Consider the following 21696-nt stretch of genomic DNA (forward strand, 5'->3'; position numbering starts at 1 on the left):
TTACGAGAAGCGGGCACCCGGGGCGATCCTCACGCCCCGAAGGAACTCGTCGAAAGCGACGGGTCCCTTGCCGGCTCGCTGGACCTGAACCAGGCGCACGGCTCCGTCTCCGCAGGAGACGGCACCGTCGCCGCCGAGAAGCGTCCCCGGCTCGCCGGAGCCTTGCCCCAGCACAGCTTTGAGGACTTTCACGCGTTCGTCGCCCTTGCCGAAATCGGCCGTGAAGAAGGCTCCCGGAAAGGGGGACAGCCCCCGGATCCGATCGTGCACGGCCTGCGCGGACCGCGTCCAGTCGATGCGGGCGTCCTCGTTCTTGAGCTTGTGAGCGTAAGTCACGCCCTCGTCGGGCTGCGGCGTGAAGCCCAGGCCTCCGCGCGAGAGGGCTGCAAGGGCGCGGACCATCAGGTCGGCGCCGAGAACCATGAGCCGGTCGTGGAGTTCCCCTGCGGTCATGTCGGGTCCGATCGCCACCTTCTCGACCATGGCGACGGGACCGGTATCGAGACCCTCCTCCATTTTCATGACGGCGACACCCGTTTCCCTGTCGCCCGCCATGATCGCGCGCTGGATCGGAGCCGCACCGCGCCAGCGGGGGAGGAGCGAGGCGTGAAGGTTGAGGCAGCCGAGCTCCGGCGCCTCCAGGATCGCCTTCGGCAGGATCATGCCGTAGGCCACCACCACGGCCACGTCGGCCTCGAGGCTGCGGAAGGTTTCGGCTGCTTCCTCGGTACGCAGGGTCTTGGGCGTGAAGACAGGCACGCCGAACCGCTCCGCCATCCGGTGCACGGGGGAGAGCTTCAACTCCATCCCGCGGCCGGCGGCTGCCGGTTCGCGGGTATAGACGGCGACGACCTCGTGGCCCTGCCCGACGATTTCGGCCAATGTGGGCACCGCGAAATCCGGAGTGCCCATGAAGACGACGCGCAGACTCATGCTCCCGCCTCGCGCTTGGCGGCCTTCTTGAACTTGGTCATCACCCTGTCCCGCTTGAGCTTCGACAGGTAGTCGATGAAGAGAACGCCGTTCAGGTGATCGATTTCGTGCTGCACGCAGGTCGCCATGAGGCCGTCGGCGTCCTGCTCGATGACGTCGCCCTTGAGGTTCATGTAGCGGAAGCGCACCCGGTCCGGCCGCTCCACCTCTTCGTAATATTCCGGGATCGACAGGCAGCCTTCCTCGTAGGCCCGCGTCTCCTCCGAGGCCCAGACGATCTCCGGGTTGAGCAGGACCATGGGCTCCCGCTCGTCCTCCGATTTGGAGACGTCCATCGTCACGATCCGCAACGGCACGCCGATCTGGATCGCCGCCAGGCCGACGCCGGGGGCGTCGTACATGGTCTCCAGCATATCCTCGGTCAGCTGGCGGATCTCCTGCGTGATTTCCTTAACGGGCTCGGAAATCAGGCGGAGCTTGGAATCGGGAAGGATGACAAGGGGTTTGATGCTCATGATTGCGGGAAATAAGGGCTTGCAAGTGGATGGTCAAATCGTTCGTGATATGTTCGGATGCCGCCGTCAATCGAAAGCGTGACCATGAACGATATCGTCCTGATCCTCGGCGCCCACGCCCTGACCTGGGGACATCTCGTGGCCGGCATGGCGGCATCGAGCCTGCTGCTCCTGACCCTCGTCACGGTGCTGCTCCTGCGGACGGGCCGGGAGAAGGCCGTGGAGGCTGCGGTCGCGGAGGAGCGGGCCCGGGAGATGGACGACAAGGTCGCCGAACTCACCCGCATCCAGGCGGAGATGACCGGGCGGATGCGGACCATGGCGGAGGTCTTCGGATCCCGCCAGAGCGACTTCGTCCGCGTGATTTCGGAGCGAATCGACGGGCTGCAGCACCGGGTCGGGCAGGGGCTCGAGGCCTCGACGCGCCATCAGAGCGAGAACCTGTCGAAGCTCAACGAGCGGCTCGCGGTGATCGACGTGGCGCAGCAGAACCTCAGCAATCTGACCGGCGAACTCGTCGGCCTGAAGGATATTCTCTCCAACAAGCAAAGCCGGGGCGCCTACGGCCAGGGACGGATGGAGGCCATCATCCGCGACGGTCTTCCCGCCAGCGCTTTCGCGTTTCAGGCAACGCTCTCGAACCGCACGCGCCCGGATTGTCTTGTGCGGCTTCCCGGAGACGCGCGTGGCCTCGTGATCGATGCCAAGTTCCCGCTGGAAGGGTTCACGTCGTTCCGCGACGCAAAAGGCGAGGAGGCGCGGCTCCGCGCCGCCGCGAAGGTGCGCAGCGACATGCTCGTGCACGTGAAGGACATCGCCGAGAAGTATCTCATCCCCGGCGAGACCCAGGACATCGCCATGCTGTTCGTGCCGGCGGAGTCGATCTATGCGGATCTTGCCGAGCATTTCGACGACGTGATCCAGAAGGCTCATCGGGCGCGCGTCGTCATCGTCTCTCCGTCGCTCCTGACCCTCGCCATTCAGGTCATGCAGGCGCTCGTGCGCGATGCCCGCATCCGGGAGGAGGCGCGCGTGATCCAGGTCGAAGTTCAGAAACTGCTCGAAGACGTGGGTCGGCTCGACAACCGCGTGGCCAAGCTCGACGCCCATTTCCGGCAGGCGCAGGAGGATGTCGCGCAGATCCGGGTGTCCACGGAAAAGATCACGAGGCGCGGCGAGCGAATCGAGACCCTGGAATTCGAGGATGGCGATGCGACGGCTCGTGCAGAGATGCTGCGGCTGAACGGGCGGGATCTTCGGATCGTCGAATAGCCCGGAACCGCCTTTCCCCGGCGACGTTCTTCCAGTTCTAGCCGATGCGCCAGGCGGATGCCGGCGCTTGCATATTCCATGAGATCACAACACGGGAAGGATTAGGCGCTATGGGCCTCCTGTCGAAAGACATCAAGTCGCTGGACGATCTCTTCGTTCATACTCTTCAAGATATTTATTATGCCGAGCAGCAGATCACGAAGGCGCTGCCGGATATGATCGAGCAGGCTTCGGACCCTCAGCTGAAGCAGGCTTTTCAGACGCATCTGGGCGAGACCCAGCAGCAGATCCAGATGGTCGAACAGGTTTTCCGCATGCATGGACAGGATCCCAAGGGCGTGACCTGCCCGGCCATCGACGGCATCATCGACGAGGCGCAGGACATCGCGGGCGACATCGACGATCCGCAGGTTCTCGATGCTGCGCTGCTGGCAGCCGCTCAGGCCGTCGAACATTACGAGATCACGCGCTACGGGACGCTTGTCGCCTGGGCCAAGCAACTCGGTCGCGATGATTGCGCCGGCGTTCTGCATCAGATTCTCGATCAGGAGAAAGCCACCGATCAGAAGCTCAACCGCATTGCCGAGAGCAAGATCAACACGCGCGCGGCGTAAGGTCTTCCCGGTCAAATGCGAAATGGCCTCCTTGGGGAGGCCATTTTCATAATCCGCGGCGAGGCGGCTTATTTCAGGGGCAAAGCATATTGCCGTAAGAACTCCGCAAGATCGTTCGTGATGTAGTCGATCTCCGGAGTCTTGACCGCCTCCTGTTCGAAACTCTCCCGGAATGGATCGATCGTCTTCGGCACGATCAAGGTCGTGGTCATGCCGAGTTCGTGCGGAACCGTGAGATTCTTGGCAATATCTTCGAACATGGCCGACCGTGAGGGGTCGACGCCATGCTTGTCGAGGAAGCTCTCATAGGCGCGCCGCTCAGGCTTGGGCACGAAGTTCGACGCGGCAATATCGAAGACGTCCTCGAAATGGTCGAGGATGCCGATCTTCTTCGCCACGTTCTCGGCATGCCTGCGCGAACCGTTGGTGAGGATCAGCTTGCGGCCCGGCAGTTTTTCGATCGCGGCGCCCAGGCTGGAATTCAGCTCGATGTCGGTATGATCGATGTCGTGCGCGAAATCCAGGAAGTCCTGCGGGTCGATATCGTATTCGTCGATCAGCGCCCGCAGGGTCGTCCCGTATTTATGGTAGAAATATTTCTGCAAGGCCTTCGACGAGATGCCGTCGAGGCCGAACAGATCCGCAACGTAGAGGGTGATGCGCTCATCGATCTGGGGCCACACCCGCGAGGTGTGCGGATAGAGCGTATTGTCGAGGTCGAAGACCCACGTGTCCACATGCGAGAAGGCGCGGGATTCAGGCGATGACAGGTGGTTCTCGACAGGCGGTTTCGCGTTCATGGGTCCTTAGCGCATCGTGCGGAAATGTGGACCCGGTTTTCCGCTCAAACGATGCGCTCCTCTCAGAAGGGAGCGTCGGATGCGATCCCAAAAGTGCAAATCCACGTCCCGCGTCCGATGCTCTAGAGACGACAATGGGGCCGTGTGGCCCCACTGCTGATAATATAGTGACGGTCCGGGCACAGGGGAAGGGGGCTCAGCCCCGCCGGATCAGCGTTCCCGCGCCGTGGTCCGTGAACAGCTCCAGAAGCACCGCATGGGGCACCTTGCCGTCGAGGATGACCACGGCTTCCACGCCCCGTTCGAGGGCATAGATGCAGGTTTCGATCTTCGGGATCATGCCGTCCGTGATGGTGCCGTCGGCGATGAGGCGGCGGCAATCCTCGATCGTCATTTCCGGAATGAGGTTCTTGTTCTTGTCCAGAACGCCCGGAACGTCCGTCAGCAGCAGAAGGCGCTTGGCCGTCATCGCTCCGGCGATGGCTCCTGCGAAGGTGTCCGCATTGACGTTGTAGGTCTGGCCGTCATGGCCGATGGCCACAGGGGCGAGGACCGGGATCAGCTCGGCGCTGAGCACCTGGTCCAGAACCTCCCGGTTCACCTTCTCGGGCTCGCCGACGAAGCCGAGGTCCACGACCTTCTCGATATTGGAATCCGGGTCCACGGCGGTGCGGGTCGCCTTGCGGGCGATCACCATGTTGCCGTCCTTGCCCGACAGGCCCACGGCCTTCCCGCCCTCTGTGCCGATCCAGCCCACGATCTGCTTGTTGATGGAGCCCGCGAGCACCATCTCGACGACCTCGACCGTGGCTTCGTCCGTCACCCGCAGGCCGCCCTTGAACTCGGACTTGATCCCGAGCTTTTCCAGCATCTTGCCGATCTGGGGCCCGCCGCCATGAACCACGATGGGCTTGATGCCCGATTGTTCGAGCAGGACGACGTCCTCGGCGAAGTCTTCGGCGGCGGCGCGGTCGCCCATGGCATGGCCGCCGTACTTGATCACGACGACCTGCTGGTCGTAGCGCTGCATGTGCGGCAGGGCCTGCACGAGCACCTCGGCCTGGACATGGACGTCGGGGAGCTGTTTGGAATCGGACATAGGCGGCTCCAGCGGGAGGAATAAAGACGAAACGGCCTGCGTTCTAGAGCATCGGGCCTCAAAGTGGAATGCACTTTCGGGTTTGTTCCGATGCTGATTTCCCGGAGTGGCGCACCCAATCGCGCGAACCGGGGCCCTTTTCGCGGGTCCGGGCTTCAGCCTCGCAGGCGGAGCAGGGCGGCCAGCGCCACCAGAACCCAGCCGAGCATCAACAGGATCCCGCCCGTGGGCGCGGCCCTGGGGAAAAGGGCCATCCCCGCGAAGGCGCGCCGGGAAAGATCGCCGCAGAACAGCGCGAGCCCCAGGACAAGGACATAGCCCGCAACCTGGGCGAGGGTCGGATGGACGGACCCGGTCGCGATCAGGGCCGCGAGGGCGAGCAGCGCCGGAGCATGGAAGAGGAGGAACTGGGCCGCCGTAGTCAGGTTGCCTCCCGTGATGTGGGCGGCGGCCGCAGACAGGGCCACGCCCAAGGCGCCGGAGAGGCCCGCCAGAACAATCAGGAGGCGGGCTCCCAGGTTCACAGGGCACCTCTTTCGGTGAGCAGCCGGGCGATTCCCGCGCGCAGCTCGGGAATGCCGAAGCCCGTACGGCTCGACGTCGGCAGGATTTCGGGAAAGGCCGCCGCCCGCTTCGCGATCTGCTCCATCGTCGTGCCGATGCGTTTTTCGAGCTCGTCCTTCTTCAGCTCGTCCGCCTTGGTCAGCACGATCTGGTAGGATACGGCGGCGGTGCCGAGGGTCTCGAAGACGCCCTCGTCCACGGGCTTGATGCCGTGGCGGGCGTCGATCAGCACATAGACGCGAGCAAGGCTCGCACGACCCCGCAGATAGTCGTGGATGAGCTGCGTCCAGGCATGCACCTTCCCCTTATCCACGGCCGCGTAGCCGTAGCCGGGCATATCCACCAGGTGGAGGCGGTCGCCGATATTGAAGAAATTGAGCTGCTGCGTCCGTCCGGGCGTGTGCGAGGTGCGGGCCAGGGTGTTGCGCCCCGTAAGCGCGTTCACGAGGCTCGATTTGCCCACATTGGAGCGCCCGGCAAAGGCAATCTCCACCTTGCTCATGGGCGGGAGGTTCTTCAGGGAATTGGCGGCCCAGATGAAATCCGCCTCGCCCGCGAAGAGCTTGCGGCCGATCTCAAGGAAGGGGTCGATTTGGGGGTCCGTGTCGGTCATGGGGTTCTTATCGGGGGTTGGGGCGCATTCTTCAAGACATCAATCCCGATCTTCCCCGACGCCGGGCGGGATGAAAGCGATTCAGGTCCAAAATGGGTCGGCCTTTCGCAGTTTCCGGGCCGTTTTCTCCGCCCCTGAAAGGAGCTTCTTCTCGCGTGCCTTTCTTCGCTTGGGATCGGACTGAGACAAGGCCGGGAAACGCTCCGAGGCGACGGCGATGTCGTTCATCTCGCCCAATGAATCCTGGAGGCGCTTGAGCCGGGCGAGCCACCAGGCGTGGCGTTTCTTCGCGGGGTTCCGCCCGTACAGGCTTTCAAGGAACTCGACGGTGTAGCGCAGTTTCTTGGCCTTGATCCTCACCCGGTGCCGCCGGTCCGGTTCCAGGGCGGCGAGCCGTTTCGCTCCCTTTCGAATGGATTTCCAGCGCCGGGGAAGCTCCTTGGCGACGTGGTCCGCGATGGAGCGCCGTCGCATCGCTGCCTTGCCGCGCGTGCGCCATCGGCCTGTCTCGATCCACGCGGCCGTCTTCAGGATGGCGCGTGTGAACCGGGGAGAGCCGAGGGTCTCGAGCAGAGCGTCATAGGCTTCCGTTCTCGCCCTTTCGGCCTTCATCCTCTCGAGGTGGGCTTCCTGAGCCGTCGTGGCCGGCGCATTTGCCAAGAGCACGTCGAGATCGCGCGCCGGGCCGAGCTGGCGGCCCGCCCAGCGCAGCTCCGCCTTGATCGTCTCCGTTTCCCGATTGTCCAGCATTCCCTTGAACAATGACAAGGACGCTTTGAGCCGCCGGAAGCCGACGCGCATCTGATGAAGGGCCGGGGCATCCCGGGTCCGGCGAAACAGGGCTTCGTTCCCGACGATCTGCGACAGGCAGGAGCGGGCGATTCTCTGGAAGGCTTCCGCGCAGGGCGTGCCGGACGAAAGCGCGAGCTCCCCGGAGGTCGAGGGGCGGGAGGCTGCGGCGCCGGTCAGGGCGTAGCCGCGTTCGGATTTGGTCGTGAGCGACAGTCGAAGGGCTGCCGCCTCGGCCAGTTTGCCCGCAAGATCGAAGAGGCCGGAGACCTTTCCCTCCTTGAGTTCGAGCTCCAGTTCCGAGAAGGAGGAATTCTGGGAGCCCGCAGTCGCGACGCCCTGATCGAGCGCCAGCTCGATCAGGGCTCCCGCGTGCTCGATCAGGAAGATGTGCCTGTTCGTTTCGACCGTAAATGCGGGCCGGATCAGCTTGCGGCCCTCGATGTCCCCGATGAACGGAGCGAGGGGGGTCTCGGCCGCTGCGGCGAAATCGAGTCGACCATCGACCTCGCATTCCCATTCCGCGCGGTCGAGAGCAAGGCCGCTCTCGCCGTTCTCGGCCTTGATGGTTTGGACCTGACGCCCTTTGCTGCTGCGGATCCGCAGAGACAGCCCGGCCCGGCGCAGAGCATGATCGACCGTGTCGTAATAGACGGCGTACAGGGTGCCGCCCTGGTCCGGGGCCGGCTTGGCCCGAGCGAGCAGGGGGTGATCGAGGAGATCGTCCATGCGGCCGGAAGCGAGTTCGAGCTTCATCTCGACCTCGCGCGGGGCATTCTGCTCCGAAACATGCTGCTCGATCATGGGGTTGCGCGTTTCCATGGCCAGACCGTCATGGGACGGGTTCTTCTCGGGACGGGTTCTTCTTAAAGATATGGCGCAGCCGATCGGAAGGTCTCGCATTTGCACGAATTTTCGCCTGTCGAGGGATCCGGCCCGCAGAGGCCCCATGCTCCTCCGTCGATCCAGGCGATAGGCCTCCAGCATCGGACGTGACATCGAACCCACATCCGATGCCGTCAATCTATGGTTTTGAGCATCTTCTCACGCAAAACCGGTTCCCACTTTTCACGTTCGATGCTCCAAAAAAGAAAATCCCCGGGTGGCGCCCGGGGATGATCGTCTGAGGTGCATCAATCTTTAACTGCGGACCGGACTGTCGCGGCGGCTGAAGGTCTTCCGCAGGTTGTCCCACAGCTCGATCTTCACGCCGTTGCGCCTCATGATGAAGGCCTGCTGCGTCACGGAGAGCAGGTTGTTCCAGGCCCAGTAGATCACCAGACCGGCCGGGAACGAACCGAGCATGAAGGTGAAGATCACCGGCATCCACGAGAAGACCTGCTTCTGCACCGGGTCCGGAGGCTCCGGGTTCATCTTCATCTGGAGCCACATGGTGACGCCCATGAACAGGGGCCAAGCGCCGAGCATGAGGAAGTGGCCGATCACCGGCACCGCCCCCGGGTTGTAGGGCAGCAGGCCGAACAGGTTGAAGATGGAGGTCGGGTCGGGTGCCGCAAGGTCACGGATCCAGCCGAAGAACGGCGCGTGGCGCATCTCGATGGTGACGAAGAGCACCTTGTAGAGAGCGAAGAACACCGGGATCTGGATCAGCACCGGCCAGCAGCCTGCGACCGGATTGATCTTTTCCTTGCGGTAAAGCTCCATCAGCGCCTGCTGCTGCTTCATCTTGTCGTCGGCATAGCGCTCGCGAATCGAGGCCATTTCCGGCTGAACCGCCTTCATCTTGGCCATGGAGGCGTAGGACTTGTTGGCGAGCGGGAAGAAAAAGATCTTCAGGATCACCGTCACGAGCAGGATCGCGATGCCGAAATTGCCGAACAGCTTGTAGAAGAAGTCCAGGACCTTAAACAGCGGCTTGGTGATGAAGTAGAACCAGCCCCAGTCGATCACCAGATCGAAATTCTTGATGCCGAGCGAGTTCTGGTAGGCGTCGACCGTCGCCACCTCCTTGGCGCCTGCGAAGAAGCGCTGCGTGGCCTCGGCATTGCTGCCGGGCTCGATCGTCTGAGGCGTGCCCTGCATGATCGCATGGTAGGTGCGGCCCGACTGGCTCTGCTGAGACGTGAAGGCGCCCTGGTACGTTTGCGCCTGGTCGGGAATGACGGTGGCGGCCCAGTACTTGTCGGTAATGCCGAGGAAGCCCCCCTGCACGTTGTCCCATTTCTTCTCGGAAACGGTCGAGCCTGCGGCGGGCGCCTCCTTGTCCAGGGTGTCGTACTTGATCTCCTGGAGGCCGTGGTCGCCCAGAACGCCGATCATGCCCTCGTGCAGCACATAATAGCCCAGGGTCGTGGGCCTGCCGTGCCGCGACACGAGGCCATAGGGCTGCAGTGCGACAGCCGCGGAGCCGCGGTTCTCGACGGAATTCTTGACCGTGAACATGAACTTGTCGTCCACCGAGATCGTGCGGTGGAAGACGAGGCCCTGGCCGTTGTCCCAGGTCAGGGTCACGGGTGTGGAGGGAGTGAGCCGATCACGATCTGCCGTCCACTCGGTCGTGGCGTTGGGCAGGCCCCCTGCCTGGGCGCCGACCCAGCCGAAATCCGCGTAATACGGGTTCTGCGAGCCCTCGGGCGACAGGAGGACGATGTTGGCGCTCTTAGGATCGACGGTTTCGCGATAGTTCTTCAGCGCCACGTCGTCGATGCGGCCACCGCGCAGATTGATCGAGCCCGCAATGGCCGGGGTATCGATCGGCACCCGCTTCGTACCGGCGAGCGCGGCCTCGCGGGACATGATGACGGGAGCTGCCGGAGTGCTCGGCACGGTACCGGGCACGGTGGGCGAGGCGCCGCCGGCCTGGCTCGGGCTCGGGGGCGGATTGGGCGCGGTGGGGTTCACCTGCGTGGATTGCTGCTGGAGGGCCGCCTGGCGCTGCTTTTCAGCCTGGGGAGCGGCGAAGAAATACTGCCAGCCCAGCAGAACCGCCAGTGACAAGGCGATGGCAACGATCAGGTTTTTATTTTCTTCACGCATGGGAATGTCCGCGACGCTCGCCTTTGGGATGAGGTGAGGAGGGGAGGGGACGATCAGAGATGTGGGCGCTTTTCGGCTTGGTGACAACCCGCAGAGCGCGCCGAAGATCGTCGATGAGAACGTCGTAATCCGCGGTCAGAATTTCGCGCCGGCCGATGATGACGATATCCGCATTGATGGTTGCGTAGTCCAGCCCTGCCAGAGGGACGACAGCTCGGAGCCGACGCTTGATCCGATTGCGCTCGGTCGCATGGCCAACCCGTTTCGTAACGGTCAGGCCGATCCGAAGACCAAGAGCCGAGCTGCTGGAATCCGTAGGTGGGCGCAGGCGGGCCTGCACCGTCATCCGCTCCGTATGAAAGCGGCGGCCCGAGGCCGCCGCGACGAAGTCGGGTCTTTTCGTCAGACGCCCGATGGTCATATGTGCGCGAGCGTCGCGCATCGGGTGTCCTTAGGCTGCTTACGCCGAAAGGCGCTTGCGGCCATGGGCGCGGCGAGCGGCAATGACCTTGCGGCCACCCTTGGTCGCCATGCGCGCACGGAAGCCGTGGCGGCGCTTGCGAACCAGCTTGCTCGGTTGATACGTCCTCTTCACGGCACATCTCCGGTCGAAAGGGGCAGCGGTGCTCGAAGGCTCGCGCCCGTCTGGTAAAGAAAGGGGTTGCCCCCGAAACTGTCTCGAAAAAACGATCAGCGCCCACGAAGAGCGCTGTCAGCTTGCGGGCTTATGACGGAAGAGAAGGGCAAAGTCAACGCTGCTCTGGCCCTTCTGCGGCAATCCGGCAGCCCGAGTCTTTCGTGAGGGGCCCGGTAGGATCGGATCTATGGGGCGCTATATAGGAGCGCCCCGACTTGAGGAAGCGTGGCGGATCGGAATATCATGGCAGAAGGAGCGCCCACCCATCGGAATTTCGGGAGCTATCTGTCTCTTGCGGTGCTGCTGATCGCCCTCGTAACGGCCTTTGCCACAGGGCTGCACCGGTCCCTGAGCTTCGCCACCTTCCTGCACTACCAGGTTGAGCTTCGAGAGCTCGTGGGGGAGCACCGCCTGGCCATGCTGGGGCTGTATATGGCGGTTTACGTGGCCGCCGTTTCCTTGTCCCTGCCGGCCTCCGCCTTCCTGACCACCATCGGAGGATATCTGTTCGGCTGGGCCCTGGGCGGTCTTGCGGCCTCCATGGCTGCCACCCTGGGAGCAACCTGCATTTTCGCCCTTGCCCGGACCTCCTTGGGCGGGCCGCTTCTGGAGCGGGCCGGCGCCAGGATCCGGAGCCTGGCCGCCGGCTTTCAGAAGCAGGCGTTCTCCTACCTTCTTTTTCTGCGATTGATGCCGGTCATGCCGTTCTGGCTGACCAACCTGGCCGCAGCCTTCTTCGGCATGCGGCTGAAAAGCTACGCGCTGGCGACTTACCTCGGCATTCTCCCGGCCTGTTTCGCCTTCGCCTTTGCCGGTTCAGGTCTCGACGAGGTCATCGCCGGCCACGAACTGGTCTACCGGCAATGTCTCGCGGGCGGGCAGGCGGATTGCTCCATGGGCCTCGATGCCAGGAGCCTTTTGACGCCCGAACTGACCATGGCGCTTTCGATCCTGGGCGTTCTGGCCCTGGCGCCCCTTGCCGTCCGGTACTGGCGAGAACGAAAGGAGCCGTGAGGGGGGAGACCCGCTGGGCTTTCGAGACCCGGTCAGGGGGCGGAGCCGCCGGAATCGATCCGGAGATCTTTCAAAGACAGTGGGTTACGGGCGATAATGAAGGGATTGAAGGTTTGCGATCTCGCCGGCTTGGTCTATCCCTACCTCACTCCTCCAATCCGACGCAGATCACGGGGTGGAGTTTCTGAGGCCTCCGGCTCGGAATTTCTGATTGCGGCGGAGCATTGGGCTGCTCTGCCGTTGAGGACAAGGCGGGCATGAGTGTCGAGCAGCCGCATTCTCTGACGTGGCGAATCTTGAGCCAGTTCGGGCTCTCCGCCCGCCTCCTGCTGCTGACCGTTCTCTTCGTCATGATCGCGGAGGTGCTGATTTATGTGCCCTCCATCGCCAGTTTCCGCCAAACCTGGCTGCATGACCGTATCGCCGCAGCCCAGATTGCGGCCATGGTGCTCGATGCCGCGCCGGAAGAAAGCCTGTCCGAAGAGCTTGAAATGCGCCTCCTGCAGGGTGTCGGGGCCCAGGCCATCGCCCTTCGCGGCGGCGGGCGCAGGAGCCTTCTCGCCATCAGCGAGGTTCCGCCCGAGGTCAGCAAGAGCATCGACCTGCGCGATGCAAACTGGACGACCCTCGTGACGGATGCCTTCGCGGTTCTTTTCAATCCGGCCGACAAGCCGATTCGGGTGATCGGCCATGGCATGGGGGTCGAGTTCGTCGAGATCATCCTCGATCAGCGCCCCTTGCGGGCCGCCATGCTCGAGTTCTCGCGCAATATTCTTCTGGTGTCGCTCCTCATTTCGATCATCACGGCAAGCCTCGTCTATCTCACCCTGCAATGGGTGATTGTGAGGCCCGTGCGGCGGCTGACCGGGAATATCGCGGAATTCTCCGGAAATCCGGAGGATGCCTCCCGGGTCATTCAGCCGTCGGACCGGGCCGACGAAATCGGCCTGGCGGAGCAGGCCCTCGCACGCATGGAAACGACGCTTGCGGATGAGCTTCGCCAGAAGCGTCGGCTCGCGCAGCTTGGCCTTGCGGTCAGCAAGATCAATCATGAGCTGCGCAATATGCTCACGACCGCTCAGCTGCTCACGGACCGCCTTGACCGGGTGAACGACGAGACGGCGCAGCGGGTCGCGCCCCGGCTCGTCGCGACCCTCGACCGGGCCATTGCCTTCTGTGAAACGACGCTGGCCTATGGGCGCGCGACGGAGCCTTTGCCGCAGCGCCGGCTCATTCCGCTGGCGCCTCTCATCGAGGAGCTCTCGCATCTCAAGGATCTGGCTCCCGAGGTCGGCATCGCCTTCAATGCTCACGTGCCCGAGGACTTGATGATCGATGCCGACAGGGACCAGCTCTCGCGGGTTCTCGTGAATCTCGTTCGCAACGCCGTGCAGGCCTTGAGCCAGGCGGGCTCTTCCGAAGGGCGGCCGTGCATCGACGTTACGGCGAAGCGCGAGGGAAATAACGTTATTATTCTGGTCGAGGATAACGGGCCCGGAATCCCGGAGCGGCTCAAGGCCGATCTCTTTACGCCGTTCCAGAGCTCGGCCCGCAAAGGAGGGACGGGGCTGGGGCTGACGATCGCCGCGGAGCTGATCCAGCTCCATGGCGGCACGATCAGCCTCGATGATAACGGCGGCCACACCCGTTTTCGTATCCAGATCCCCGATCGGGCCTCCGCTCAGGAATAAACGCGGCTTGTGCAAAATCTCTTCAAAGGAGGCTTGCCAAGCGCGTCAGAACCCTTTAAGTCACCCGCCTCGGCCGATGTTGCTTCCCGCAACGATCTGCCGGTCAGGCGCCCGTAGCTCAGCTGGATAGAGCACCAGACTACGAATCTGGGGGTCAGAGGTTCGAATCCTTTCGGGCGCGCCATTTTTCCCTTCATATTGATCGTCTGATCGTCGAGATCGCCCGCGCCGAGAGGCCGGCTCGTGATCCGGCCCGATGCCGGCTGGAACGAGCGGCCCAAGATGGTCTGCGATGACGGGCTGCGATTCGGGCTGGGCCGCAGCTTTCCCGCGCAGATTCGGCTTGCGGAGTCTGCCCCTCTGGACATAGGGCAGGATTCATTCAGTCGGCGCGGCCTTCCGCGATCCCGGTCAGACATTTCTCATGCTCTGCCGATTGCGGGGCTTGGAGCATCGAACGCAAAACCGGTTCCCGGTTTTGCGTTCGATGCTCGAAAACATGGACTAAAGGCATCGGATGCGGGTTCGATTCCACGCAAGGGGAAACAGCTCTGGATGCGCGAGAATGCGGAGAGGTGGAATGAAGGTCTTCATCAGTGCGGATATCGAGGGTTGCGCGGCGATCGCGACCTGGGACGAGGTTCATAAGGGCGGGACCGGATACCAGGAATTTCGCGAGCAGATGACGGCCGAAGTGATCGCGGCCTGTGAAGGCGCGCGTGCCGCCGGCGCGACCGACATTCTGATCAAGGATGCTCACGAGAGCGGCTGCAACCTGATCGTCTCGCGTCTGCCGGAATACGCCCGAATCGTTCGCGCGTGGAGCGGTCATCCCTACGTGATGATGTTCGGACTGGATTCGAGCTACGACGCGGCACTCTTTATCGGTTACCACGACGCGGCAGGGTCGGACACCAATCCGCTTGCCCATACGATGAATGAGCGGATCGCTCGGCTTTCGATCAATGGCGAGCTTGCTTCGGAATTCACGGTCAATGCCTACACGGCGGCTCTGAACGGCGTGCCTCCGGTGTTCCTCTCGGGCGATCGGGGGATCTGCGCCGCTGCGAAACGGCTCGTCCCTGGGATGAAGACCATCGCTCTCAGCGAGGGCTTCGGGCGCGCCACGATGTCGGTCGCACCCGCGAAGGCCGTTCGGATGATTCGCGAGGGTGTCGAGGAGGCGCTGACGGAAGGTCGTTCGCAATGCGCGCTCACGCTCCCCGACCGATTCGAGGTCGAGCTCGAGTTCAACAATGCCAGCGACGCGTACCGCTCCAGTTTCTATCCGGGCGTGGAGCACCCCAAGCCCTGCATGCTGCGCTTCGTCTCGAACGACTACTTCGAAGTCTTAAGGGCGATCCGATTCATCACGGTGTGACTAGAGCATCGAACGCAAAAGTGGGAACCGGTTTTGCGTTCGATGCTCAACGACAGAGACTGACGGCATCGGATGTGGGTTCGATGTCACGTCCGATGCTCTAGGACGCTACGGAGGCCGGCGGCTCTCCAGAACTCGTCCACGATGGGCCGTGCCCGCTGGGCGTGCCGGTAGAGGCGGATCTCGATTGTCAGGGACCAGGCGGGATCGTCGCTTGCGGACACCAGGGTGCCTTCAGTCAATTCCTGCCTGACGAGGCTCAAGGGCAGCCACGCGACGCCCCAGCCCGCGAGCGCCATGGCCTTGTGGCCGATGGAGATGGTGTTCTCGTGGACAACCTGCCTGTTCAAGGCCGGCCGGTTGGCGAAGAGCTTGTTCAGGGCGACGCCGAAGAACGAGAAGTCGCCGTAGCTGATGAAGGGCACGGAATCCGTGCTTTCAACCGCGCGGTCGAGAATCGGCCCGGCCGGTTGCGGGCGTGAGACCGGCAGCACTTCCTCGGTGCCGAGCACGAGATATGGGAACCGCGCCTGATCGAGAAGGAACGGGACGGACGCATGCGCATAGGTCAACAGGAAATCGCAGTTGCCGTCGACGAGGGATGCGATGTTGTCCTCAATGCCGCCCTTGTCCGGGCTGAGATGTGAGCTGAAGGCCGGCAGAACATCCTGGATCGATTGAAGCCAGTCCGGAAAGAACGTGACCGTCAGGGTGTGGAGCGCCGAGAATGTCAGCCGGTGCCGTTCGGCGGTCGGGTCCGGTCGCAGCGCCGTTCGATGCTCATGCCATTCCCGAACGGTCTGCTCCGCAATGGGCAGAAACCGCCTGCCTTCATGGGTGAGCTCAGATGGAAAAATCGCGCGGTTGATGAGCGTCACGCCCATCCATTCTTCCAGTTGTCGAATTCTCCGGCTGAAAGCGGGTTGCGAGACGCCGCGGAGGGACGCGGCTTTCGAGAAGCTCAGATGCTCCGCAAGGCAGCAGAAATCCTCCAGCCATTTCAGTTCCATGATCCCCTCGTGCCCCCTGCGGGAGCGAATGCCGGTCGAAACTCCCTAACATTATGCGTTTTCTGCATCATGATCAGAGAAACATGGCATTAGCAATAGGCAGGTGATCTCACTAGCGTTCGCGGCACGCCTCAGTCTCAAAGGGGAAACGCGTTGCCGAGAACAATCTATATCAACGGACGCTATGTGCCGGAATCCGAGGCGCAGATCTCGATCTTCGATCGAGGCTTTCTGTTCGGAGACGGCATCTACGAAGTCAGCGCGGTGATCGGCGGCCGTATGATCGACAACGACCTCCATCTCGATCGGCTCGAACGCTCCTTAAGTGAACTCGGCATTCCGATGCCCGTGTCGAGAGACGACATCGTCGCCATGCAGAACAGCCTCATTGCTCGCAACGAGCTCAACGAGGGCGTCGTCTATCTCCAGGTGACGCGCGGGAGCGAGGACAGGAATTTCGATTACGGTGACGCGCTGAAGCCGAATTTCATCGCCTTCACCCAGGTCAAGAAGCTCGTCGATACGAACGCCCACAGGACCGGAGTCAAGGTCGCGCTGGTCGATGACATTCGCTGGGGACGCCGCGATATCAAGACCGTCATGCTCCTGGCCCAGGTCCAGGCGAAGCGCGAGGCCAAAGCGCAGGGCTGCTCCGAAGCATGGATGGTTCAGGACGGCTTCATTACGGAGGGAGCGTCCTCGACGGCGTTCATCATCACGCAGGCCGGCAAGATCATCACCAGGCCGAATTCGCGGGCCACATTGCCGGGATGTACGCGGCTCGCCGTGCTGCAGGTCGCGGCCGATCACGGGCTGCAGGTTGAAGAGCGCCTGTTCACGGCAGACGAGGCGCGCCTTGCCCGCGAAGCGTTTCTCACGAGCGCCTCGAGCCTCGTCACGCCGGTCATCGAGATTTCCGGCCACCGGATAGGGGAGGGAAGACCCGGTCCGGTCACACGCCGCATTCAAGAGATCTACCTGAACCTCGCCCTCGACCGGGCCGCGGTTCAATAGATAGTGCCACCACAAAAGCCAAAGGGGACTAAGACAATGAAGTTCAAGGCCATCAAAACCGCGCTGCTCGCCTCGGCGCTCACATTCATGGCGGCCGGTATCGCTTCCGCCGAGACGGTCGGCTACGGACAATGCGAGGTGACCGGCAAGAAGGGCGCCCATTCGATCAAGCCTGCGGTGCCGGGCCAGTTCACGGTGATCATCAACCTGCCTGCGGTCGGACAGTTCAACGGCGATACGCCCGAGAGCATCCGCGACGGCTACGAATTCTGCATGGCCGTCAACATCGCCCACCGTCTTGGCCTCGACAAGGTGAAGCTCGTCAATGCTTCGTTCGACTCCATCGTGGCCGGGCAGAACAAGGATTTCGACATCGCGCTTGCCCTGATCTCGGTCACCGAGCCGCGCAAGAAGGTGGTCGACTTCTCGACGGTCTACATGAATTCCAGCTACGGCGTCGCCACGAAGGCGGATGCGAACGTGACCGAAGCCTCGATCAAGTCGGGACGCGTCGGCGTCCAGGCCGGCACGACGCTGGTGCCCTTCGCCCAGGAGACGCTGAAGGCTTCCAAGGTCGACGTCTATGACGACACGGCCTCCATGTTCACGGCCGCAGCCGCCGGCAAGGTCGATGCCGTCATGACGGATCTCACCATCGTTCTGGGTCAGGTCGCAAACTCCAAGGGCAGGTTGAAGGTCGTCGGCCAGTATCCCAGCGGCGGAGAGACGGCGGGCATCTATCCCAAGGGATCGGCCAACAAGCCCGTCATCGATGCGATCATTCAGGAGCTCAAGGACGACGGTACCCTGAAGAAGCTCGAGGCCGCTTACCTTCTGCCGTCCTGGGGCGGAGTCTCGCCCGACAACGTTCCGACCTGGAAGCACTGAGACAGGTATCGGAAGCGATGAACAAACCGGCTTTTCAGGCCAGTGTCGAGCGCGCCAATCAATGGCGCGCTCGTAGCAAGGTTCGCGTCTACGGCGCTCAGACCTGGGCCGCACTCTCGATCACCGCCCTCACTTTCATAGCCGTGGCGGCAACGGTCATCTCGATCGGTCGCTTCGCGATCGAAGAGGGATGGGCCGCATGGCCTGTCCGGATTCTGGGACTCCTTCCTGCCGCCCTGTCCTTCCTCGTCGTCGCGTTCGCGGCACAGGCGACCCGCCTGTCGATGAAAGCCAAGTCGTCGTCCGACGTCTATGAGGCCCGCGCCCTCGGCGCGAGGGCGTCAGAGATGTCCTGGAAGGCCATTTCGTATTCCGTCGCCTTCTTGATCCTGTGCGCGCTTGCCTGGTTCATGGTGGTGAACGATGCTGCCGTCAGCCGCACATTCTTCGACATGGAGTTGATCATCCGCTCGGCAGCGACGGTGCTCAAGGCCTTCGGAACCAATGTGCTCATCTTCGCGGTCTCCGCGGCGCTGATCCTCGTCTGGGCTCTCGTGGTCGCGATTGCCCGCACGTTGCCGGGCGAAGCGGGCCGCCCGATTCGGACGATCGCCATCATCTACAGCGATCTCTTCCGCGGCCTGCCCGCCATCATCACCATCTATCTGATCGGCTTCGGACTGCCGCTCACGAATTTGCCGATCCTGAAGGATCTCTCCTCGAACGCCTATGCCATCATTGCGCTGACGCTCACCTACGGCGCCTATACCTCCGAGGTCTATCGCGCCGGCATCGAAAGCGTGCATCCAAGTCAGATCGCCGCCGCGCGCTCGCTCGGCCTCTCCTATTTCAGGACGATGCGCTACGTGATCGTTCCTCAGGCGGTTCGCGGCATCATTCCGCCCTTGATGAACAACTGCATCAGCCTTCAGAAGGATACGGCGCTTGTCGCCATCATCGGGACGATCGACGCTTTCAACCAGTCGAAGATCATTGCCAGCAACAACTTCAATCTCTCGGCGGTGACGACGGTCGCCATCATCTTCATTCTGATCACGATCCCGCAGGCCCGCTTCGTCGACAAGCTCATCGAGCGCGACCGCAGCAAGCGGCGTTCCGGTTGAGCACCGGCCCAAGGCGACAACGGAACGGCGGAAGGGACAACACCATGGCACTCGTTGAGATCGACAAGGCCTACAAGCATTATGGGAGCCTGGCCGTGCTGAACGGCCTCTCCCTGGATATCGAGGAGCATCAGGTCGTCTGCCTGATCGGACCGTCGGGCTGCGGCAAGTCCACCTTGCTTCGGTGCATCAACAGGCTCGAGACCATCCAGGGCGGCGAGATCCGCCTGCATGGCGACCGCATCACCGGTCCCGGTGTGGACCTCGACGTACTGCGCCGTGAAATCGGCATCGTGTTCCAGGGCTACAATCTGTTCCCGCATATGAGCGTGATCGAGAACATCACGCTCGGCCCGCTCAAGGTGCTCGGAATGGATCGCGGCGAGGCCCGCGACAAAGCCATGGCGCTTTTGTCGCGCATCGGCCTGGTCCACAAGGCGGACGAGTATCCCGACCGGCTCTCGGGCGGGCAGCAGCAGCGCGTCGCCATCGTCCGCGCTCTGATGATGGATCCGGCGCTGCTTCTGCTCGACGAAATCACCTCGGCCCTCGATCCGGAACTCGTCTCCGAGGTGCTCGATATCGTGCGGGATCTTGCCGCCAAAGGCATGACGATGGTACTCGCCACGCACGAGATGGGGTTTGCCCGCGAAGTGGCCGACAAGGTGTGCTTCCTGCAAGAGGGGATCGTCTACGAGGAAGGACCGCCCTCCCAGATTTTCGGGAACCCTCAAGGCGACCGGACCAAGGCATTCCTCAAGCGGATCATCGATGCCGGGCGCCTCTGACGCCCGTCATCACAGCGTGAGGCAGGCATGAGCCGAACAGTCAATGACTTCAATCTGGCCTGCGGAATCCTTCCGCAGGGTCGATGGAACGCGATCACGGATGTGCCGGGTGTCCGGGTGGGGCACTGCACACTGCGCGACCGCGACGTCAATACCGGCGTCACGGCGATCCTGCCGCATTCCGGCAATCTCTTCCGGCGTAAGGTCGGCGCCGCCTCTCATGTGATCAACGGCTTCGGGAAATCGACGGGGCTGGTGCAGATCGACGAGCTGGGGACGATCGAGACCCCCATTCTTCTCACGAATACGCTCTCGGTCGGCACCTGCGCGACGGCCCTGATCAGAGATGCGATCTCGCGCAATCCGGATATCGGCCGCTCGACATCGACGGTCAATCCGGTAGTGGGCGAATGCAACGACGGGCCCTTGAACGACATTCAGGCTCTGGCCGTGACGGAGGATCATGCAAGGGCGGCCCTCGAGGCCGCTCAGGACGGGCCGGTCGCTCAGGGCAGCGTCGGCGCGGGAACCGGCATGACCTGCTTCGGCTTCAAGGGCGGCATCGGATCGTCCTCGCGCAGGATCGAGCTTGACGGCACTGAACATCATGTGGGCGTGCTGGTCCTGACCAACTTCGGCAATGCCGGCGACCTCGTGCTCCCGGATGGCCGCCGTCCCGGCCCGGAGATGGCGGAGCCCCCCGTCAAGGCGCAGGAGAAGGGTTCGATCATCATCGTTCTCGCCACGGATGCGCCGCTCGAGCACCGCCAGCTCAACCGCGTCGCCAAGCGCGCGGGAGCAGGGCTTGCCCGACTCGGTTCTTTCTGGGGCCATGGCAGCGGCGATATCGCCATTGCCTTCACGACCGCCAATGCGGTGGACCATGACAGCGCTGCCGATATTCTCGACATGCGGGTCCTGAATGAGAACAGGATCGACCTCCTGTTTCGCGCCGCCGCCGAGGCGACCCAGGAAGCCGTGTTGAATTCGATGCTCTCGGCGGATTCCTTCGTCGGCCGGGACGGCAGAACGCGTGTCTCGCTGGCTGACGTTCTGCGAGGCTGAACCACCAGCCCGACGACCAACCCCTCGCGGCAGCCGGGCGTGGCCGGCTGCCTGAAAGGCAGTCTCATCATGACCCAACGGTCAGGTTCGAAGCCCATCGTAGGAATTCTCGGCAACCGAACCTACGACGGATTGTTGCCGACACAATCCGTGGACGAGAAGTACCTTCGCGCCCTCGTCGACCTGTCGGGCGTCGATGTGATCATCCTGCCCGCGCTCGAGAACCATTCCGGGCTCGAGAATATCCTCGACCATGTCGACGGCGTTCTTTTCACGGGCGCGGCAACGAACGTCCATCCGAACTATTTTGAGCCCGGCGCCGAGGAGGCCCGATACAAGCCCTTCGATGCCGGCCGGGACGACGCCGCGTTCAGGCTGATCGGGCTGGCGTGTGAGCGCGATCTCCCGATGCTGGCCATATGCCGTGGCATCCAGGAGCTCAACGTCGCCTTCGGCGGCAGTCTCCATGCCGATATTGCCACGGACGAGGAGCACCACTGCCATGGCCCCTGGGTTTCCGGCGCCCCGCTCGAACAGCTCTACGGCCCGGCCCACGAACTGCTCGTCACGCCGGGCAGCGCGATGGCGGCACTGACCGGAGGTAAAACTCCCATCGTGAACTCTCTGCACGTCCAGGCCATCGACAGGTTGGGAAACGGCCTCACCGTCGAGGCAAGGGCGCCGGATGGAACGGTCGAGGCGGTCAGCGTCGACGGACGCACCTTCAGCCTGGGCGTTCAATGGCATCCGGAGTTCCAGGCTTCCGAGAACGAATTGTCGCGCAGGATCTTCCAGGCCTTCGGAGATGCGGTGCGAGCTTTCCGCCGGAAGAGAACGCCTTAGCGCATCGTGCGAAAAAGCGGATCCGGTTTTTCGCAAGAACGATGC

22 protein-coding genes and 1 tRNA gene are annotated in these 21696 nt (G+C 62.9%); 12 read left to right on the forward strand and 11 right to left on the reverse strand.

Annotation, left to right across the window (positions count from 1 at the left end; all coding sequences use genetic code 11):
* Positions 1 to 933: a methionyl-tRNA formyltransferase gene (fmt, locus tag RE429_RS05290; protein ID WP_414473296.1), complete on the reverse strand. Its 933-nt coding sequence runs from the start codon at positions 931 to 933 to the stop codon at positions 1 to 3.
* Positions 930 to 1448: a peptide deformylase gene (def, locus tag RE429_RS05295; protein ID WP_414473297.1), complete on the reverse strand. Its 519-nt coding sequence runs from the start codon at positions 1446 to 1448 to the stop codon at positions 930 to 932. The genes fmt and def overlap by 4 nt, the downstream gene beginning before the upstream one ends.
* Positions 1449 to 1532: 84 nt before the next feature.
* Here def and RE429_RS05300 point away from each other — a divergent pair, with 84 nt between their 5' ends.
* Both RE429_RS05300 and RE429_RS05305 read left to right on the forward strand, forming a co-directional pair.
* On the forward strand, positions 1533 to 2720 hold the full coding sequence (locus RE429_RS05300) for a DNA recombination protein RmuC (protein ID WP_414473298.1): 1188 nt from the start codon (positions 1533 to 1535) through the stop codon (positions 2718 to 2720).
* 110 nt (positions 2721 to 2830) lie between these two features.
* Complete coding sequence (locus RE429_RS05305) at positions 2831 to 3334, forward strand: ferritin-like domain-containing protein (RefSeq protein WP_414473299.1); 504 nt, start codon at positions 2831 to 2833, stop codon at positions 3332 to 3334.
* 68 nt (positions 3335 to 3402) lie between these two features.
* Here RE429_RS05305 and RE429_RS05310 read toward each other — a convergent pair whose 3' ends face one another.
* The 8 genes from RE429_RS05310 to rpmH all read right to left on the reverse strand — a co-directional run bounded on the left by RE429_RS05310 (position 3403) and on the right by rpmH (position 10791).
* Positions 3403 to 4134: a pyrimidine 5'-nucleotidase gene (locus RE429_RS05310; RefSeq protein WP_414473300.1), complete on the reverse strand. Its 732-nt coding sequence runs from the start codon at positions 4132 to 4134 to the stop codon at positions 3403 to 3405.
* Between the two features lie 196 nt (positions 4135 to 4330).
* The gene (argB, locus tag RE429_RS05315; RefSeq protein ID WP_414473301.1) at positions 4331 to 5233 is read right to left on the reverse strand and encodes an acetylglutamate kinase; all 903 of its coding nucleotides are present in this window, start codon (positions 5231 to 5233) and stop codon (positions 4331 to 4333) included.
* A 155-nt stretch (positions 5234 to 5388) separates the two neighbouring features.
* Positions 5389 to 5757 carry a DUF423 domain-containing protein gene (locus tag RE429_RS05320; RefSeq protein WP_414473302.1) on the reverse strand — a complete coding sequence of 123 codons (369 nt, stop codon included), beginning with the start codon at positions 5755 to 5757 and terminating at the stop codon, positions 5389 to 5391.
* Positions 5754 to 6410: a ribosome biogenesis GTP-binding protein YihA/YsxC gene (yihA, locus tag RE429_RS05325; protein WP_414473303.1), complete on the reverse strand. Its 657-nt coding sequence runs from the start codon at positions 6408 to 6410 to the stop codon at positions 5754 to 5756. Before yihA ends, RE429_RS05320 begins: the two co-directional genes overlap by 4 nt.
* An 81-nt stretch (positions 6411 to 6491) precedes the next feature.
* The gene (locus tag RE429_RS05330) at positions 6492 to 8198 is read right to left on the reverse strand and encodes a CHAD domain-containing protein (protein WP_414473304.1); all 1707 of its coding nucleotides are present in this window, start codon (positions 8196 to 8198) and stop codon (positions 6492 to 6494) included.
* 141 nt (positions 8199 to 8339) lie between these two features.
* A complete protein-coding gene (gene yidC / locus RE429_RS05335) occupies positions 8340 to 10196 on the reverse strand; it encodes a membrane protein insertase YidC (RefSeq protein WP_414473305.1) in 1857 nt (618 codons plus the stop codon).
* Positions 10189 to 10638, reverse strand: a complete 450-nt coding sequence (rnpA, locus tag RE429_RS05340) for a ribonuclease P protein component (RefSeq protein WP_414473306.1) — start codon at positions 10636 to 10638, stop codon at positions 10189 to 10191. Before rnpA ends, yidC begins: the two co-directional genes overlap by 8 nt.
* A gap of 18 nt (positions 10639 to 10656) precedes the next feature.
* The gene (gene rpmH / locus RE429_RS05345) at positions 10657 to 10791 is read right to left on the reverse strand and encodes a 50S ribosomal protein L34 (RefSeq protein ID WP_027314822.1); all 135 of its coding nucleotides are present in this window, start codon (positions 10789 to 10791) and stop codon (positions 10657 to 10659) included.
* 285 nt (positions 10792 to 11076) lie between these two features.
* On the opposite strand from rpmH, the gene RE429_RS05350 reads away from it, so the two are divergent.
* From RE429_RS05350 to RE429_RS05365, 4 genes are all read left to right on the forward strand, one after another.
* The gene (locus RE429_RS05350) at positions 11077 to 11847 is read left to right on the forward strand and encodes a TVP38/TMEM64 family protein (protein ID WP_414473307.1); all 771 of its coding nucleotides are present in this window, start codon (positions 11077 to 11079) and stop codon (positions 11845 to 11847) included.
* Positions 11848 to 12104: 257 nt separating this feature from the next.
* Complete coding sequence (locus RE429_RS05355; RefSeq protein ID WP_414473308.1) at positions 12105 to 13538, forward strand: sensor histidine kinase; 1434 nt, start codon at positions 12105 to 12107, stop codon at positions 13536 to 13538.
* A 107-nt stretch (positions 13539 to 13645) separates the two neighbouring features.
* A tRNA-Arg gene (locus tag RE429_RS05360) sits at positions 13646 to 13722 on the forward strand.
* Positions 13723 to 14118: 396 nt separating this feature from the next.
* Positions 14119 to 14919 (forward strand): M55 family metallopeptidase, encoded by an 801-nt coding sequence (locus RE429_RS05365; RefSeq protein ID WP_414473309.1) that lies wholly within the window; start codon positions 14119 to 14121, stop codon positions 14917 to 14919.
* Between the two features lie 86 nt (positions 14920 to 15005).
* On the opposite strand, the gene RE429_RS05370 is transcribed toward RE429_RS05365, so the two are convergent.
* The gene (locus RE429_RS05370) at positions 15006 to 15929 is read right to left on the reverse strand and encodes a LysR family transcriptional regulator (protein WP_414473310.1); all 924 of its coding nucleotides are present in this window, start codon (positions 15927 to 15929) and stop codon (positions 15006 to 15008) included.
* Positions 15930 to 16082: 153 nt separating this feature from the next.
* On the opposite strand from RE429_RS05370, the gene RE429_RS05375 reads away from it, so the two are divergent.
* The 6 genes from RE429_RS05375 to RE429_RS05400 all read left to right on the forward strand — a co-directional run bounded on the left by RE429_RS05375 (position 16083) and on the right by RE429_RS05400 (position 21651).
* Positions 16083 to 16943 carry a D-amino-acid transaminase gene (locus RE429_RS05375; protein ID WP_414473311.1) on the forward strand — a complete coding sequence of 287 codons (861 nt, stop codon included), beginning with the start codon at positions 16083 to 16085 and terminating at the stop codon, positions 16941 to 16943.
* A gap of 36 nt (positions 16944 to 16979) precedes the next feature.
* Positions 16980 to 17831, forward strand: a complete 852-nt coding sequence (locus RE429_RS05380; protein ID WP_414473312.1) for an ABC transporter substrate-binding protein — start codon at positions 16980 to 16982, stop codon at positions 17829 to 17831.
* A 17-nt stretch (positions 17832 to 17848) separates the two neighbouring features.
* Positions 17849 to 18955 carry an amino acid ABC transporter permease gene (locus RE429_RS05385; RefSeq protein WP_414473313.1) on the forward strand — a complete coding sequence of 369 codons (1107 nt, stop codon included), beginning with the start codon at positions 17849 to 17851 and terminating at the stop codon, positions 18953 to 18955.
* Between the two features lie 44 nt (positions 18956 to 18999).
* Positions 19000 to 19743: an amino acid ABC transporter ATP-binding protein gene (locus RE429_RS05390; protein ID WP_414473314.1), complete on the forward strand. Its 744-nt coding sequence runs from the start codon at positions 19000 to 19002 to the stop codon at positions 19741 to 19743.
* A 27-nt stretch (positions 19744 to 19770) separates the two neighbouring features.
* A complete protein-coding gene (locus RE429_RS05395; protein ID WP_414473315.1) occupies positions 19771 to 20808 on the forward strand; it encodes a P1 family peptidase in 1038 nt (345 codons plus the stop codon).
* A 69-nt stretch (positions 20809 to 20877) separates the two neighbouring features.
* Positions 20878 to 21651 carry a gamma-glutamyl-gamma-aminobutyrate hydrolase family protein gene (locus RE429_RS05400; protein ID WP_414473316.1) on the forward strand — a complete coding sequence of 258 codons (774 nt, stop codon included), beginning with the start codon at positions 20878 to 20880 and terminating at the stop codon, positions 21649 to 21651.
* Positions 21652 to 21696 lie beyond the last annotated feature (45 nt).

Origin of the sequence: Microvirga sp. M2 (assembly GCF_047497095.1) — a bacterium.
In the GTDB taxonomy this organism is placed as follows: Bacteria; Pseudomonadota; Alphaproteobacteria; order Rhizobiales; family Beijerinckiaceae; genus Microvirga.

Bases quoted from the DNA above. Each gene is read 5' to 3' on its own strand.
- argB (WP_414473301.1), bottom strand. From the start codon at position 5,233: ATGTCCGATTCCAAACAGCTCCCCGACGTCCATGTCCAGGCCGAGGTG.
- RE429_RS05400 (WP_414473316.1), top strand. From the start codon at position 20,878: ATGACCCAACGGTCAGGTTCGAAGCCCATCGTAGGAATTCTCGGCAAC.
- RE429_RS05355 (WP_414473308.1), top strand. From the start codon at position 12,105: ATGAGTGTCGAGCAGCCGCATTCTCTGACGTGGCGAATCTTGAGCCAG.
- RE429_RS05385 (WP_414473313.1), top strand. From the start codon at position 17,849: ATGAACAAACCGGCTTTTCAGGCCAGTGTCGAGCGCGCCAATCAATGG.
- RE429_RS05395 (WP_414473315.1), top strand. From the start codon at position 19,771: ATGAGCCGAACAGTCAATGACTTCAATCTGGCCTGCGGAATCCTTCCG.
- yihA (WP_414473303.1), bottom strand. From the start codon at position 6,410: ATGACCGACACGGACCCCCAAATCGACCCCTTCCTTGAGATCGGCCGC.
- fmt (WP_414473296.1), bottom strand. From the start codon at position 933: ATGAGTCTGCGCGTCGTCTTCATGGGCACTCCGGATTTCGCGGTGCCC.
- RE429_RS05305 (WP_414473299.1), top strand. From the start codon at position 2,831: ATGGGCCTCCTGTCGAAAGACATCAAGTCGCTGGACGATCTCTTCGTT.
- yidC (WP_414473305.1), bottom strand. From the start codon at position 10,196: ATGCGTGAAGAAAATAAAAACCTGATCGTTGCCATCGCCTTGTCACTG.
- RE429_RS05300 (WP_414473298.1), top strand. From the start codon at position 1,533: ATGAACGATATCGTCCTGATCCTCGGCGCCCACGCCCTGACCTGGGGA.
- RE429_RS05380 (WP_414473312.1), top strand. From the start codon at position 16,980: ATGAAGTTCAAGGCCATCAAAACCGCGCTGCTCGCCTCGGCGCTCACA.
- RE429_RS05370 (WP_414473310.1), bottom strand. From the start codon at position 15,929: ATGGAACTGAAATGGCTGGAGGATTTCTGCTGCCTTGCGGAGCATCTG.
- def (WP_414473297.1), bottom strand. From the start codon at position 1,448: ATGAGCATCAAACCCCTTGTCATCCTTCCCGATTCCAAGCTCCGCCTG.
- RE429_RS05310 (WP_414473300.1), bottom strand. From the start codon at position 4,134: ATGAACGCGAAACCGCCTGTCGAGAACCACCTGTCATCGCCTGAATCC.
- RE429_RS05390 (WP_414473314.1), top strand. From the start codon at position 19,000: ATGGCACTCGTTGAGATCGACAAGGCCTACAAGCATTATGGGAGCCTG.
- rnpA (WP_414473306.1), bottom strand. From the start codon at position 10,638: ATGCGCGACGCTCGCGCACATATGACCATCGGGCGTCTGACGAAAAGA.
- RE429_RS05365 (WP_414473309.1), top strand. From the start codon at position 14,119: ATGAAGGTCTTCATCAGTGCGGATATCGAGGGTTGCGCGGCGATCGCG.
- RE429_RS05350 (WP_414473307.1), top strand. From the start codon at position 11,077: ATGGCAGAAGGAGCGCCCACCCATCGGAATTTCGGGAGCTATCTGTCT.
- RE429_RS05330 (WP_414473304.1), bottom strand. From the start codon at position 8,198: ATGTCACGTCCGATGCTGGAGGCCTATCGCCTGGATCGACGGAGGAGC.